The 15,291-nt window shown below is 74.2% G+C and carries 13 protein-coding genes; 8 read left to right on the top strand and 5 right to left on the bottom strand.

Features of this window, described 5'->3' with window-relative positions; translation table 11 throughout:
- Positions 1-17: 17 nt before the first annotated feature.
- On the bottom strand, positions 18-914 hold the full coding sequence (locus tag GR130_RS26105) for an oxygenase MpaB family protein (protein ID WP_159506977.1): 897 nt from the start codon (positions 912-914) through the stop codon (positions 18-20).
- A gap of 91 nt (positions 915-1,005) precedes the next feature.
- On the opposite strand from GR130_RS26105, the gene GR130_RS26110 reads away from it, so the two are divergent.
- The gene (locus GR130_RS26110; RefSeq protein WP_159506978.1) at positions 1,006-1,308 is read left to right on the top strand and encodes a hypothetical protein; all 303 of its coding nucleotides are present in this window, start codon (positions 1,006-1,008) and stop codon (positions 1,306-1,308) included.
- Here the strand turns inward: GR130_RS26110 and GR130_RS26115 are convergent.
- Positions 1,278-1,700, bottom strand: coding sequence for a hypothetical protein (locus GR130_RS26115; RefSeq protein ID WP_201305001.1), 423 nt, complete (start codon positions 1,698-1,700; stop codon positions 1,278-1,280). The two genes, GR130_RS26110 and GR130_RS26115, sit on opposite strands and share 31 nt — an antisense overlap.
- An 89-nt stretch (positions 1,701-1,789) precedes the next feature.
- Between GR130_RS26115 and GR130_RS26120 the strand changes: the two genes are divergently transcribed.
- Positions 1,790-2,587, top strand: a complete 798-nt coding sequence (locus tag GR130_RS26120) for a hypothetical protein (protein ID WP_201305002.1) — start codon at positions 1,790-1,792, stop codon at positions 2,585-2,587.
- A gap of 163 nt (positions 2,588-2,750) precedes the next feature.
- Here the strand turns inward: GR130_RS26120 and GR130_RS26125 are convergent, their stop codons facing one another.
- Complete coding sequence (locus tag GR130_RS26125) at positions 2,751-2,933, bottom strand: hypothetical protein (protein WP_159506979.1); 183 nt, start codon at positions 2,931-2,933, stop codon at positions 2,751-2,753.
- 161 nt (positions 2,934-3,094) lie between these two features.
- Here GR130_RS26125 and GR130_RS26130 point away from each other — a divergent pair, with 161 nt between their 5' ends.
- The 4 genes from GR130_RS26130 to mmuM all read left to right on the top strand — a co-directional run bounded on the left by GR130_RS26130 (position 3,095) and on the right by mmuM (position 9,909).
- Positions 3,095-6,403, top strand: a complete 3,309-nt coding sequence (locus tag GR130_RS26130) for a DEAD/DEAH box helicase (RefSeq protein WP_236574024.1) — start codon at positions 3,095-3,097, stop codon at positions 6,401-6,403.
- 56 nt (positions 6,404-6,459) lie between these two features.
- Entirely contained in the window at positions 6,460-7,839 is a 1,380-nt protein-coding gene (locus GR130_RS26135; protein WP_159506981.1) for an SWIM zinc finger family protein, read from the top strand.
- Positions 7,840-8,069: 230 nt separating this feature from the next.
- Positions 8,070-8,942, top strand: a complete 873-nt coding sequence (locus GR130_RS26140) for a YceI family protein (RefSeq protein ID WP_159506982.1) — start codon at positions 8,070-8,072, stop codon at positions 8,940-8,942.
- Positions 8,943-8,961: 19 nt separating this feature from the next.
- Positions 8,962-9,909: a homocysteine S-methyltransferase gene (gene mmuM / locus GR130_RS26145; protein WP_159506983.1), complete on the top strand. Its 948-nt coding sequence runs from the start codon at positions 8,962-8,964 to the stop codon at positions 9,907-9,909.
- A 219-nt stretch (positions 9,910-10,128) separates the two neighbouring features.
- Here mmuM and GR130_RS26150 read toward each other — a convergent pair whose 3' ends face one another.
- On the bottom strand, positions 10,129-11,094 hold the full coding sequence (locus GR130_RS26150) for a hypothetical protein (RefSeq protein ID WP_159506984.1): 966 nt from the start codon (positions 11,092-11,094) through the stop codon (positions 10,129-10,131).
- A gap of 179 nt (positions 11,095-11,273) precedes the next feature.
- Between GR130_RS26150 and GR130_RS26155 the strand changes: the two genes are divergently transcribed.
- Complete coding sequence (locus GR130_RS26155; protein WP_159506985.1) at positions 11,274-12,239, top strand: acetylxylan esterase; 966 nt, start codon at positions 11,274-11,276, stop codon at positions 12,237-12,239.
- Between the two features lie 135 nt (positions 12,240-12,374).
- On the opposite strand, the gene xylA is transcribed toward GR130_RS26155, so the two are convergent.
- Positions 12,375-13,541 (bottom strand): xylose isomerase, encoded by a 1,167-nt coding sequence (gene xylA, locus GR130_RS26160; RefSeq protein WP_159506986.1) that lies wholly within the window; start codon positions 13,539-13,541, stop codon positions 12,375-12,377.
- Positions 13,542-13,769: 228 nt separating this feature from the next.
- Here xylA and xylB point away from each other — a divergent pair, with 228 nt between their 5' ends.
- Positions 13,770-15,227, top strand: a complete 1,458-nt coding sequence (xylB, locus tag GR130_RS26165; RefSeq protein WP_159506987.1) for a xylulokinase — start codon at positions 13,770-13,772, stop codon at positions 15,225-15,227.
- The last annotated feature ends 64 nt before the right edge of the window (positions 15,228-15,291 follow it).

Raw genomic sequence — 15,291 nt, forward strand, 5'->3', positions numbered from 1 at the left:
CTGGCACACGCCGTCCCTCACGATGCCGCCGGGTCCTCCTCATGGGGAACGGGGCAGCCGCCCATCGGGCGCGCGGCGGGGAACGTCCCCAGCTCGGCCACCCGGAAGCCGTTCGGATAGCCCTTGATCTCCGGGTTCTGGCGGGCGTAGTGCGGGGTGCGGCGGGGCGGCAGCAGCCGCACGGCCCGGGCGCGCAGCTTGAGGGCGCCGCGTACCGCCTTCCGGACCGCGGGCCTGGGCCGGTCGTAGCGGAAGGCGTCCAGCAGCGTGTCGTCCAGGAGAGCCATGCTCGCACCGCGCACCACCGGTGCGAGCGGTCCGTACCAGCCCGCCATCAGGTCCAGGGTGGCGTCCGACACCCGGCGGGCGCCGGGATCCCAGCCGAAGTGCGCTTTCTCGTAGGCGTCGAGGCAGCGAGCGAAGTCCTGGTGGGTCTGCGGGATTTCGGTGATCCCCATGTGGCGCCCGAGGGTGCGGTAGTACGCCGCTATGGCGCGCTTCTCGTGCTCGCTCAGCCGCCGCCAGCCGTACCGGTCGATCCAGCGGATCGGCACCACCACGAAGGTGCACAGCACATAGCGCATATCGTCGTTGCTGATGTCGTAGCTGCGGTGCATCTGGTTGATGCGGCGGAGCGCGGTGCGGCCCTCGTCGCCGTCGAAACCGTGCTCCAGGACGGCGTCCAGGAGGAGGGCGGTGTCGTCGTAGCGCTTCTGCGTACGGTCCGTCAGTTCCGCGGTCTCGGCGAGCAGTCGGCCGATGCTCGGTACCGCGTAGGTGCGGTAGAGGGCCAGTTCCAGGGCCCTGGTGAGGTCCCAGGGGAACTCGTAGGTGGCGGTGATCCGGTAGATCCGCAGGAAGTCCCGCTCCGGATCGAGCCGCCGGATCTCTTCGAGCCAGTCGTAACGCCGCACCTGCTGTCCGTCCCTTCGTCAGCCGAAGTTCCAACATTAGGCGCTGCGGGCACACTTCAACGACGGTACGGGCGCCGGATCGGGAGTCGGGATGACCGGATTCATACGCGAGATCGTCGGGGTGTTCCACAGCGGCAGACGGCCGGGAGCGGGGCGCGGGCACCCTCTCGCGGGCCGCCCGCACAATCTCTTCGAGGCCGCGGCCTGCTACGTGGCGGCAGCCGCCGAGGAGGACGAGGAGTGCGCCGCGCAGGCGGCGGCGTGGGTGTCGCCCGAGGCCCTGGCCTTCGGCGTCAACGAGCTGGCCTGCCGGGCGGTGATCGCACTGGCGCGGGAGCGTGCGCAGTCGCCCCGGGAGGTCGCCTACGAACTGCTCGGACTGCCGGTGTCCTGACGGGACGTGCCGGCGCCCCCTCGGGGGCGCGCGGCGGCACCATGGCGGTCGATCAGCGTGGGGTCCGCGACGGCCAGCGCCGCCGCGACCGGCATGCCGGTGCGGGCCGCGAGCACCAGCCGGTCCCGGACCTCACGCGGGGTGCGCGGACGGTAGCCGGGGCCCGTACCGCAGCAGCCGCCGTGGAAGGTCAGCCCGGCGCGCAGCACCGCCTCCAGCGCCCGCCAGCCCGCGGTATCCCGCCGCTTGGGGACGGCCAGATCGGCGCCCGCGTCGATCAACTCCCCGCGGCACTGCGGGCAGCGGTCGACTTCCCGCGAGCCCGCCGTCTTCTTGTACGCGGCGCGGCACTCCAGGCACACGAAGTGCACCCGCCTGCTGTAGAAACACATCGGCGCAGCGTACGGCTGGTGACAAGGCCGGACCAAGCCAATTAGGGTGCGCCGACGTAGTGCGGATCGGAATGGATGGGGAGGCCCGCGTGCCGACGACCGAGAGCGCCGACAGCGACCCGTCGGGCGACGAGTTGTTCGTGCTGACGGCGGTGCTGCTGACGCCCGCGCAGTTCCCGAGCGTGCTCGGCGACGACTACCCGGAAGTGTGCGCGGGCCTCGGTCTCGAACCGTACGCGGAGGGCTACGGGCTGGTCCTCGGCCAGGACGGCGCCGGCGCGCGCTGGACGGTGGCCACGGAGGACGTGACGCTGGTGGCCTGCGCGATCGCGGCCTGGGACTGCGGCATGGAGTACGACCTGTCGCCCACGGAGGACAGCCTCGTCGCGGCGCTGCCCGGCTGGCCGCTCCCCCTCGCCGTGTCCGCACCCGGGGTGCCGCAGCCGCATGACCCGGAACCGCAGGAAGGCGGCCCGGCGACGCTCACGCCGCCGGACGCCGCGGAGTGGGGCCCGGCGCAGCGGCGGCTGGGCGCGGACGAGATCGCACTCCAGTGGGCGGCGTGGCGCGCGCAGGTCGACGACGAGGACGTCACCTTCGCCGAGCCGGGTGAGCAGTCGCACAAGGGCGTGCGGCGGGTCCTGGAAGAGGCCCGCGGCTACCTCTCCGAGCCGCCGCCGCCCGGACGGGTGCGGTCGTCGTTCGCGGCGGGCGAGGCCCGTACACTGCGGGTCGACGGGCCGGGCTGGAGCCTGGTCGCCCGCACCGACGACATCGCGTTCGTGCTACTGGACGACGAGCCCGGCGAGGTGCACCCGGTGGGCCGGGGGCCCGAACTGCCCGGTCTGCTCGCGTCGTTGGACACGCTGGCGGCGCGCCCCGTCTGACGCTCGCCGCGGGGCGGCGCCGAAACCGCCTCGCAGGGCCGCGGTCGGTGGCCCTCGGTGCAGCGGTTCCGACCCCCGGCTGCCGCGGCGGCGCGGGGCGGCTCCGCACGGCCGCGGGGCGTCCGCGGCCCCGGACCCCCGGCGTACGACGAGGTCCGTGAGGTCAGCGGTCGATCTGCTTGCGGCCGGCGTGGCGCAGCCGGCGCCGCTGGGAGGGGTCGAGCGTCAGATACGCGATGGCCGGGATGCCGACCATGACCAATACGGCCGCCCAGAAGGGCAGCAGCGACAGCAGGATCACTCCCACCACGACGCCGCCGATCGCGACCTTCGCCTGTGTGGACATCCTTCACGCCCCTTCCGCGGCGCATGCCGCGCTCTGTGTATTCCATTGAACGCCCTTTTCACGCCGCGGGTTCCATGCCGCGGCCGTTCCTCCTGTACCCTCGGGCGGCTCAAGGCCAACTAGTCAAACTTGAGGAGTTCTCGGTTCCAGTGGCTTCCCCAGTGGCTTCCCTCACCACGGTCACCCCTGATCTGCTCTCCGACCTCTCCCGCTGTGCGGCGGTCTTCCTGCCGTCCGATCCACCCCGGCTCGGCCGGATCGCCTTCTGGCGCCCCGATGGCGACCCCGTCATGGGCACTTCGGGCGCCGCACCCCGGGACACGTACCACGGCGGCACGCGGGGCGACAAGGCCCCCGGCGAGAGCGGGCCGGCGGCGGAGGAGATACCCGTCGCGCTGCCGGCGGCCTCGGCGGACGGTTCCGGCGGCGCCGGGGCGGGCCGCACGGGGAACGGCGGCACGGGCGCCGCGATCGCCGTGTGCGCCGTACCGGCCCTGGTGCTGCCGGTCGCCGCCGCGCTGCCGGTCCTCACCCGTGCCCGTACCGCGAGCGGCGCCCAACCGGCAGCCGCCTTCTGGGGCGCGGCCTCCGTACTCGCGCTCCAGATCGCCGCCCGCGGCCGGCTGCTGCCCGGTCTGAGCCCCGCCGGCCACGACGCCTGGCGGCTGGGCCCGCTCGACCCGGACGACATCCGGCGGCTGCGCGACCTCGCCGCCGCGATGCCGCCGCACGCGCACGCCACCCCGCTCCCCGGCACCGACCCGGTGGCGCTGCCGGAGCCCGAGGGCCATCTCCGGGCCTTCCTGGACGCGGTCGCCGACGGTCTGCCCCGTACTCCCGCGGCCGTACTGGCGGCCGGTGGAACGGCCTTCGCCGCGGCCGCCCCACAGCACATCCCGGAGCAGCGCGCCTGGGCCGCGGATGTCGCCGCCGGACACGACGCGGGCGTGCGGATCTCCCTGCGGGTCGAGGTGCGGGGCGCGCGGGACGAGCCGTCGGGCCGCGACGGGCTCCGCGGGCCGCACGAGCCCGCTGCGCCCTGCGGGCCGGGCGAGTTGGGCCGGCCGGCCGCGCCGGACGTCACCTTCAGCGCCGTCCTCCAGCTCCACAGCGCGACCGACCCCGCGCTGTGCGCGGATGCCGCCGAGGTCTGGGCCGGCAGGACGCCGACGGGGCAGGCGTTCGGGCCGCGGGCCCGGATGGACACCCTGCTCACACTGCGCCGTGCGGCCCACGTGTGGGCTCCGCTGGCACCGCTGCTGTCCGCGGCCGTCCCCGATGCGCTGGAACTCGCCGACGAGGAGATCGCGGAACTGCTGGGCCCGGCGTCCGGCGCGCTGGCCGCCGCCGGAGTGCCGGTCCACTGGCCGAAGGAGCTGGCGCGCACGCTGACCACGCAGGCCGTCGTGGGACCCCCCGAGGCGAGGGGCGCGACCGGGACGGGGGCGACCACCGCCGCGTACCGCACCGCCCATGGCTACGAGCACCGGACGGCGGCGGACGACAGCCCCCGCCCCGGGATCCGGGGAGGAGACGAGTCGGAGGCAAGGGACAGGAACGGGAACGGGGACGGGGACAGGGACGGGAACGGTCGTGATTCCGGCGGGGCCGGATCCGGTATGCCGTCCCTGCTGTCCGCCGGCGCGCTGCTCTCGTTCAGCTGGCGGTTCGCGATCGGCGGCCAGGAGATCGACCGGGCCGAGCTGGACCGGATCGCCGAGGCCGGCCGGCCGTTGGTGCGGCTGCGCGACCGGTGGGTGCTGATCGATCCGGCGGCGGTGCGTGCCGCCCGGGACCGGCGGGACCGCAAGGTCACCCCGCTCGACGCGCTCGGCGCCGCGCTCACCGGCAGCGTCGCGGACGGCGACGGCCACCGGGTGGAGGTGCGCGCGTCCGGCATGCTGGCCCAGCTCCGCGACCGGCTCGCCGATCCGGAGCGTGCGGACGCCGCCCCCGTGGAGCAGCCGGCCGCGCTCGCCGCCACCCTGCGCGACTACCAGCTGCGCGGGCTCGGCTGGCTGCACCGGATGACCTCGCTCGGCCTCGGCTGCTGTCTGGCCGACGACATGGGCCTGGGGAAGACCGTCACCCTGATCGCCCTCCATCTGCACCGGCAGACCGACCCGGCATCCGCCGGCCCCACCCTGGTCGTCTGCCCCACCTCCCTGATGGGCAACTGGCAGCGGGAGGTCGAGAGGTTCGCGCCCGGTACGCCGGTGCGCCGGTTCCATGGCGGGCGGCGCAGTCTGGGGGAGCCCGCGGACGGCGAGTTCGTCCTCACCACGTACGGCACGATGCGGCTGGATGCCGGGAAGCTGGCCGAGGCGGGCTGGGGGCTGGTCGTCGCCGACGAGGCGCAGCACATCAAGAACCCCTTCTCCGCGACCGCCCGGGCACTGCGCACCATCCCCGCCGGGGCCAGGGTGGCACTCACCGGCACGCCCGTGGAGAACGACCTGTCCGAGCTGTGGGCCGTACTGGACTGGACGACGCCCGGACTGCTGGGGCCGCTGGGGCGGTTCCGCAGGCGCTACGCGCGGGTCGTCGAGGGCGGCGCGGCGTCCCCCGAAGCGGGTGCGGCGGCGGAGCAACTGGCCCGGCTGGTACGGCCGTTCCTGCTGCGCCGCCGCAAGTCCGATCCGGGGATCGCGCCGGAGCTGCCTCCCAAGACGGAGACCGACCGGGTGGTGGCCCTGACGAAGGAGCAGGCCGGGCTGTACGAGGCGGTGGTGCGCGAGGGGCTGAGCGAGATCTCCGGGACGGACGGGTTCGCCCGTCGGGGCCTGGTGGTCAGGCTGCTGACCTCGCTCAAGCAGATCTGCAACCACCCCGCGCAGTACGTGAAGGAGCCGTACGAGGGCGAGCCGTACGAGAGGGAGCCGTACGCGACGGAGCGGAACGGCCCGTCGGATGCCGGCACGGTGCGGTTCGCCGGGCGGTCGGGGAAGGTGGAGCTGCTGGACGAACTCCTGGACACCATCCTCGCCGAGGGGGCGAGCGTGCTGGTCTTCACCCAGTACGTGCAGATGGCGCGGCTGCTGGCGGCGCATCTGGCGGCGCGCGGCGTCACCGCCCAACTGCTGCACGGCGGGACGCCGGTGGCCCGGCGGGAGGAGATGGTGCGGCGCTTCCAGGACGGCTCGGTCCCGGTGTTCCTGCTGTCGCTGAAGGCGGCCGGTACGGGCCTGAACCTGACCCGGGCGGCGCATGTGGTGCACTTCGACCGCTGGTGGAACCCGGCCGTCGAGGCGCAGGCCACGGACCGCGCGTACCGGATCGGGCAGACCCAGCCGGTGCAGGTCCACCGGATCGTCACGGAGGGCACGATCGAGGACCGGATCGCCGACATGCTCTCCCGTAAGCAGCGGTTGGCGGACGCCGTACTGGGCTCCGGCGAGGCCGCACTGACCGAACTCACCGACGCGGAACTGGCGGACCTGGTCGCGCTGAGGGGGAGCAGCGAACGATGACCACACGCAACGCGCAGGAAGTGCAGGATAGGGGAGATATGGGGGATACGGCAGATATGCACGACGATGTGGAGACGGACGGGCACGGTCCCGAGCGGACCTTCGCCGCGCTGCCGGTGGCGCGCGGGCGGGCGTTCGCGCGCAGTTGGTGGGGGCAGGCATGGCTGAAGGCGCTGGAGGACACCGCGCTGGACGGGCAGCAGCTGAAACTGGGCCGCCGGCACGCGCGGGCCGGGGCGGTCGGCGCGGTATCGGTACGCCCCGGCCGGGTCACCGCCGTCGTACAGGACCGCGACCACACCCGGCACCGCTCCGACGTCCTGCTGCAGCAGTTGGGCGCGGCCGACTGGGACCGCTTCCTGGACCTGGTCACGGACCGGGCCGGGCATATCGCGGCGCTGCTGGACCGGGACATGCCGCCGGTCCTCGTCGAGGACGCCGCCGTCGCCGGGATCGAACTCCTTCCGGTTATCGGTGACTTGGAACCGGAGTGCAGCTGCGGGGCATGGGACCACTGCGCGCATTCCGCCGCGCTGTGCTACCAGGTGGCGCGGTTGCTGGACGAGGATCCGTTCGTCCTGCTGCTGTTGCGCGGACGGAGCGAACAGGCGCTCCTGGACGAGCTCCAGGAGCGGAGCGCGGCCCGCGCCGGGGTGACCACGGGCGAAGTGGCGACCGCGGACGCACCCGCGGGCCGTTCCGGGGACGCGCCGGACACCACGGCAGCAACCGGCCGGGGAAGCGGGAACGGGAACGGGAACGGGAACGCGCCAGGGGTACCGGCCGCCGAGGCGTACGCCGCGCGGGACATCCTGCCGCCGCTGCCCGCTCCACCACCGGTGGTCACGCAACCGGGCGGCGCTCCGGTGCTCGGCGGCGGCACCCCGCCCGCGCCCGGTGTCGACGTGGCCGCGCTGGAGTTCCTCATCAACGACGCGGCGGCGCGCGCCCGGCAGCTGCTCTCCGACGCGCTCTCCCCCTGGCACCCCGACGCCCCGCCACCGCCCGAACTGACGCCGGAACAGGACGCCGTGCGGCTGGCGGCAGACGGACCCGGTACGGCCATGGCGGCGCGCCTGGCCGCCGGTTCGGGACGCGACATGCGGGGCCTGGCACGGGCGGTGCGGGCTTGGGAGCTGGGCGGCCCGGCCGGCCTGGCGGTCCTGGAGGAGGACTGGACTCCGGAACCCGAGGTGCTCGCCCGCGCCGCCGAACGGCTCGCGGCCGCCTGGGAGGACCGCGGGACACGGCCCCGACTGCGCGCCGCCGGCAACCGCTGGACAGTGCTCGGCGGTGACGCCCAGCTCCGCTACGGCCGCGACGGCCGCTGGTGGCCGTACCGGAAGGAGGCCGGCCAGTGGACGCCCGCCGGCCCGGCCACGGACGACCCGGCGGCGGCCCTGGCCGGGATGACGACGCCCTCGGACGGCGACTGACCGCCACCGCGCCCGCCGCCCTCCTCCCGCCGAAGCACCTTCGCCCACCGAAGCCGCTTCGCGCGCTGAAGCCCCTTCGCGCGCTGAAGAAGCCCCTGCGACCAACGTCACCTTTCTCCCGCTTTTGACGCCCGATGACCACTCCGATGCACGGCAATGACAGGATGGAGACGTATCTGCACCTTTTCCACGGTTCCTTCCGTGATTCGACCGAGAGGCCCCGTCCTGTCATGCCGCTCGCCATCCTCCAGCGCCTGCGCGACCGTTCGCCGCACAGCCCGCAGTCACCGCTCCCCCACGGGGCGGGCGCGCTGGACCTGTCCGTGCACGATCCGGTCGGCCTGCCGATGGCCGGAGTCGAGATATCGGTCCGGGACACCGACGGTCAGGAAGTGACGCACGGCCGGACGGACCCGAACGGCCGGCTGACCGTGACGCTGCCGCCCGCCACGTACCGCCTCGTGGTGACCTCCGACGGCTACCGGCCGGTGCGCATCGAGGCGGTGGTCGTGGCGGGCGAGCGGACGGTGCCGCGGCCGATCGCCCTGCAACTGGCGCCGGCGCTGCCGCTGCCCGCCCCGGGGCAGTGGCGGATCGACCCCGACCACAGCGCCATCCGCTTCACCGCCCGGCACATCGGACTGGCGGAGATCCACGGCCGGTTCAACCGCTTCGAGGGCGGGCTGTGGATCGGTGAGCGGATGCGGGACTCCCGGGTGGAGGTGACCATCGACGCGGCGAGCATCGACACCGGTGTGCGGATGCGCGACGACCATCTGCGGTCGGCGGAGTTCCTGGACGTGGCGCGGTACCCGTATCTCCAGTTCGCCGGAGAGCGGTTCGTCCACAAGGGCGGCAGCCGCTGGGCGGTACAGGGCGTGCTGCATCTGCACGGCGTCAGCCGCAATGTCCAGCTGGACACCCGCTACCTGGGCATCGGCACGGGCATCGCGGGCGAGACCCGTACGGCGTGCACGGCCGTCACCGAACTGCACCGCGAGGACTTCACCCTGGACTGGCGCACGATGCTGGCCAGGGGCATCGCCGCGATCGGCGCTACGATCCGGATCGAGCTGGACATCCAGGCGGTGGAGCACGACTGATCCCCAGGAGGTGTGGGCCATGAGCGGGCCGTCGTCGCCGTCGTCCTCCCCCGCGGCGACGCCGTCGTTCGCCGAGGCGCTCGCCGCGGGGCCGGTCGTCCTCGACGGCGGGCTGTCGAACCAACTGGAGTCCGCGGGCCACGACCTGGGCGACGCACTGTGGTCGGCCCGGCTGCTGGCCGAGGAGCCGGAGGCCGTCGTCCTGGCCCATCTCGCGTACTACGAGGCGGGCGCGCAGGTGGCGATCACCTCCAGCTATCAGGCGACGTTCGAGGGGTTCGCGCGGCGCGGCATCGCCACGGAGGACGCCGCGGCGCTGATGGGCCGGAGCGTGGAGCTGGCGCGTGCGGCGGCCGAGCGGGCGCAGGCGGGCGGCGTCGCCGGACCGCTGTACGTCGCGGCGTCGGCCGGTCCGTACGGGGCGATGCTGGCGGACGGCTCCGAGTACCGCGGTCGCTACGGCCTGTCGGTGGACGAGTTGGAGCGCTTCCACCGACCGCGCCTGGAGGTACTGGCCGCCGCCCGGCCGGACGTGCTGGCGCTGGAGACGGTGCCGGACGCGGACGAGGCGGTGGCGCTGCTGCGGGCGGTACGCGGCCTGGGTGTTCCGGCCTATCTGTCGTACAGCGTGACCGGGGACCGTACGCGGGCCGGGCAGCCGCTGGCGGAGGCGTTCGCGCCGGCGGCGGAGGCGCAGGAGGTGATCGCGGTCGGGGTGAACTGCTGCGCGCCGGACGACGCGGACCGAGCGGTGGAGGTCGCGGCGCGGGTCACCGGCAAGCCGGTGGTGGTCTACCCCAACAGCGGGGAGATCTGGGATGCGGCGGCGCGGGCGTGGTGCGGCAGCCCGGCGTTCAGGGGGGACCGCGTCGCCGCCTGGGTGGCCGCGGGCGCCCGGCTGATCGGCGGCTGCTGCCGGGTGGGCCCGGAGACGATCAGGGAACTGGCGGCGGCGCTGGGGCGTTGAGGTGGCGGGGTACGGCTCGCCCCACACCTACGGCCGCGCGATACGCGCGCCTGCACTCCTGTTACGCACGCCTGCTCTCCTCCGCCTGCCCCCCGCGCCCCCCGCCCCCAACCTCCCCACTACACCCGCCCACCCCCCGAAGGGGGGTGGGCGGCGGGGAAAAAACAAGGGGTGGTCACACCAGCGGCAAGGGGTGGTCACACCAGCCGCAAGACGTGGTCACACCAGCGGCTTGGTGAGCTTCTTGGTGCCGCTCTTGTTGGCCGTCAGGCTGCAGATCACCGACTTGATGCCCAGCTTGTAGCCCTTGAGGCTGGGGAACTGGACGTAGGTGCCCTCGGCGGTTCCGGCCGGCTGCTTGGACGCTTTGCTCTCCAGTTCGGAGGCGCAGAGCGTCGATGCCTTGTCCTTGATCTCGTTCTCGGACGACATGCCGAACGGCAGGGTGTAGACGAAGACGACCTCGGCGTCGTGGGCGCCGGTGCAGGCGGCGGCGTTGCTGTTGCCGCCGTCGTCGCCCGGCGGGATGTCGTAGCAGTCGCCCCGCTTCAGCTCGTAGAAGGGAATCGTGCGGCCGCTGGGCGAGGCCGCGCCGGCTCCCGGGCCGGTGGGTGCCGTGGACGGCGAGGGGGTGCCGGACGGGGTCGCGGAGGCGGAGTCGGACGGGCTCGCGCTGGCCGTGTAACTGGGGCCGGAGCCCGAGGGCTTGGCCTGGTTCGTGCCGTCGCTGCCACTGTTGACCCAGACCAGGGTGCCGATGACGGCTGCCAGCACGAGCACACCGGCGCCGACGATCAGTGCGATCGCCTTGCCGTTGCCGCCGCCCCGCTGCGGCGGGCCGGACGGCTGCTGCCAGCCACCGGGGCCGCCCGGACCGGCCGGGCCGCCGGGACCACCGGGACCACCGGGACCACCGGGACCGCCCGAGCCGGGAGGTCCGAAGCCGCCGCCCCCGGAGGCACCGTACGGCCCGGAGGCCGCCGGGCCGCCACCGGCCGACGGGCCCGCAGGTCCCGGCGGGCCGGCCGGTCCGGACAGCCCGTAGCCGCCCGGTCCGTACGGGCCCTGGCCGCCGCCCTGCGCGCCGGGCCCGTAGCCACCGCCCGGCGGGCCGAAGCCACCAGAGTTGCCAGGGGCCGGCTGGTGCGGCGGCTGGTTCGACGGCGGAGGCGGCGGATAGCTCATGGCGGAAATGATCGCTTCTTTACGGTGTTTTGAGGGACGTGGTGGCCGACCCCGAACATCCCTGGTCTGAAATGTCCGTCCGCTGGGCACCGTTGGCGACGAGCGGCCAAGGACCGGCCCTGGTCCGCGATCGCCCGGAGAGACCCTAACGTGTACGCCCGACGGCCCGGAGGTGCTCCATGTTCACCGACCTGCCCCTGGACGAACTGCGCCGCTACCACCCACCGCTGCCCGAGCCCGCCGGGTTCGACGCGTTCTGGCGGCGAACGCTCGACGAGGCCCGCGGCCATGCACTCGACGCGCGGTTCACCGAGGTCGATGCCGGGCTGGCGCTGCTGCACACCGCCGATGTGGAGTTCTCCGGCTTCGGCGGGCACCGGATCCGCGGCTGGTTCCTGCGCCCGCGGGCGGCCGCCGGCCCGCTGCCCTGCGTCGTGCAGTACCTCGGTTACGGCGGCGGCCGGCTGCTGCCGCACGACTGGCTGCTGTGGCCGTCCGCCGGGTACGCCACTCTCGTCATGGACACCCGGGGGCAGAGCGGCCCCAACCGGCCCGGTGACACACCCGATCCCGTCGGCGCCCCGCATCCCGGCGTACCGGGCAAGATGACACAGGGCCTGCTCGATCCCGACGACTACTACTACCGGCGACTGTTCACCGACGCCGTCCGGGCCGTGGAGGCGGCCCGCGGGCACGCCGCGGTGGACGCGGAGCGGATCGTGGTCGCGGGCGGCAGCCAGGGCGGCGCCCTCGCGCTCGCCATGACGGGGCTGGTCCCGGGGCTCGCGGGCGCGCTGATCGATGTGCCGTTCCTGACGCACATCCGGCGCGCCCTCGACATCACCGACGAGGGACCGTACGGCGAACTGGTCGGCTACTTCGCGGGCGAACGCACCCGCATCGACACCGCGCTGCACACCCTCGACCACTTCGACGGGCTGAACTTCGCGGCTCGCGCGAGCGCCCCGGCGCTCTTCGGTACGGCGCTGCGCGACGCCGTCGTGCCGCCGTCCACCGGGTTCGCCGCGTACCACCACTACGCGGGCGAGAAGCAGCTCCAGGTGTGGCGGTTCAACGCCCATGAGGGCGGCGGCGGGGAGCAGCGGGCGGCGGAGCTGCGGTTCGTCCGCGAGCTGTTCGGTTGAGGGGACCCGCCGCGGCCCCCTCGGCCGGCCCGCTCAGGGGAGATCGTCGCCCCTGAGTCGGTCCCCCTCGCCTCCCTTATCTCCCTTGTCTCCCCTGTTCTCCCTTGTCTCCCTTCAGGATCGCCGCTCCGTCCGTCAGCCGGCCGCCCCCATCAAGTGGTCCACCGCCAGCTGGTCCAGCCGCTCGAACGCCATCCCCCGGGCACCCGCCTCCGCGGCGTCGAACGCCTCGTACGCGCCGCGGTCGGCCAGCAGTCCCGCCAAGCCGTCCTCGGCGGTCGGCCGCGCCAGTTCGCCGACCCGCGCCGCCCGCAGCGCCTCCTGGACCGCCGGGTCGGCGCGGAAGGCCGCCGCGCGTTCCCGCAGCAGCAGGTAGGTGCGCATACAGCCCGCCGCCGAGGCCCAGACACCGTCCAGGTCCTCGGTGCGCGGCGGCTTGAAGTCGAAGTGCCGGGGACCGTCGTAGCCGGCGGTCTCCAGCAGGTCGACCAGCCAGAACGCGGACCGCAGATCGCCGGCGCCGAAGCGGAGGTCCTGGTCGTACTTGACGCCGCTCTGGCCGTTGAGATCGATATGGAGGAGCTTGCCCGCCCAGAGCGCCTGGGCGACGCCGTGCGGGACGTTCAAGCCGGCCATCTGCTCGTGGCCGACCTCCGGGTTGACGCCGTACAGCTCGGGGCGCGCCAGCCGTTCGATGAAGGCCAGGGCGTGGCCGACGGTGGGCAGCAGGAGGTCGCCGCGCGGCTCGTTGGGCTTGGGCTCGATGGCGAACCTCAGGTCGTGGCCCTGCTCGGTGACGTACTGCCCGAGGAGGTCGAACGCCTCCTTCAGCCGGTCCAGCGCGCAGCGGACGTCCTTGGCCGCGCCGGATTCCGCGCCCTCCCTGCCGCCCCAGGCCACATAGGTGCGGGCGCCCAGTTCGGCGGCGAGGTCGATGTTGCGGAGCGTCTTGCGGAGGGCGTGGCGGCGGATGTCGCGGTCGTTGGCGGTGAAGGCGCCGTCCTTGAAGACGGGGTGGGTGAAGAGGTTGGTGGTGGCCATCGGGACGGCCATACCGGTGGCGTCCAGCGCCTTGCGGAAGCGCTTGACGGCGGTCTCGCGGGCGCGGTCGCCGGAGCCGGGCGGGATCAGGTCGTCGTCGTGGAAGGTGACGCCGTACGCGCCCAGCTCCGCCAGTCGGTGCACCGCTTCGACCGGGTCCAGGGCGGGGCGGGTGGCGTCCCCGAAGGGGTCCCGGCCCTGCCAGCCGACGGTCCACAGGCCGAAGCTGAACTTGTCGGCGGGCACGGGGTGATGGCTCATGGCGGCTCCCTCGGTCGGGTCGTCCGGGTCGTGCGGTGCGGTCCGGCACACCCGGTCGTGGTGTCCGGCGCCGCGCCCCACCCATTTCGTCAACGAGCTTTACAAATTCCGTCGCGGACAAATTAATATGCGGCAGCACACCGGGGAACCCCTGGGAGAAACCCGGACCGCCGGGCAGTCCCGGGGAGTTCGCGCCCCGGGCCACCAGCCGCCAAGGGAGAGTGCACGATGGGCGCACAGTCGGCCGGACCGCTCGTCGTCGGGGTGGACAGCTCGACGCAGTCCACCAAGACGCTGGTCGTGGACGCGGAGACCGGCGAGGTACTGGCCCGGGGCCAGGCCCCGCACACCGTCAGCGGCGGCACGGGAGCGGACGGGGGCGAACCCGGCGGCAAGGAGAGCGATCCGGAGCAGTGGTGGCGGGCGCTCGGTGAGGCGTTGGACCGGTGCGGGGCGGCGGCCCGGCAGGCGTCCGCGGTGTCCGTCGCCGGGCAGCAGCACGGGCTGGTCGCCCTGGACGCGGCCGGCGCGCCGGTCCGCCCGGCGCTGCTGTGGAACGACGTACGGGCGGCGCCGCAGAGCGAGCGGCTGATCCGGGAGCGGGGCGGCGCCGAGGTCTGGGCGCAGCGGACCGGAAGCGTGCCGAGGTCCGCGTTCACCGTCGCCAAGTGGGCCTGGCTGTGCGACAACGAGCCGGAGGCCGCCGCGGCCACCGCCGCGGTCCGGCTGCCGCACGACTACCTGACGCAGCGGCTGACCGGCCAGGGCGTCACCGACCGCGGGGACGCGTCGGGGACCGGCTGGTGGGCGTCGGCCACCGAGGAGTACGACACGGAAGTCCTGGAGCACGTCGGGCTGGCCCCGGAGAAGCTGCCGCGGGTGGCGCTGCCGGGCGAGGCCGCGGGCACCGTACGGAGCACGGAACTGCCGCTTCCCCAGGGGGCGTTGGTTACGGCCGGGACCGGTGACAACATGGCGGCGGCGCTGGGCCTGGGCCTGCGCCCCGGGCAGCCGGTGCTGAGCCTGGGCACCTCCGGCACGGTCTATGCGATCGCCACCCGCCGGCCGACCGATCCGACCGGGATCGTCGCGGGCTTCGCCGATGCCCGCGGCGACTGGCTGCCGCTGGCCTGCACCCTGAACTGCACGCTCGCGGTGGACCGGGTGGCGGCGCTGCTCGGCCGCGACCGGGAGGCCGTCGAGGCGGGCGGCAGCGCCGTACTCCTGCCCTTCCTGGACGGCGAGCGGACCCCGAATCTGCCGCACGCCTCGGGGCTGCTGCACGGCCTGCGGCACGACACCACGGCCGGCCAGCTCCTCCAAGCGGCATACGACGGTGCGGTGTTCGCGCTGCTCCAGGCCCTGGAGCAGGTACTCGACGCGGATGCCGCGGCGGACGCGCCGCTGCTGCTGATCGGCGGCGGGGCCCGGGGCCGCGCCTGGCGGGAGACCGTGCGGCGGCTCTCCGGGCGCCCGGTGGTGGTGCCCGAGGCGCAGGAGCTGGTGGCGCTCGGTGCCGCGGCGCAGGCGGCCGGGCTGCTGCTGGGCGAGGATCCGGCGGCGGTGGCGCGCCGCTGGGGGACGGCCCGCGGCGCGGCGTTCGAGGCGGTGGAGCGGGACACCGCCGCCTGCGACCGGCTGGCGGCGACGCTCGCCGACGGGGCCGCCCTGCTCGGCCGCCGCTGACCGCCCGCTACCGCAGCTCCTGCTTCGCCCGGTTGCGGCACCCCCCAACCCGCCTTGCTCACAA

Source organism: Streptomyces sp. GS7, assembly GCF_009834125.1.
GTDB lineage: Bacteria > Actinomycetota > Actinomycetes > Streptomycetales > Streptomycetaceae > Streptomyces.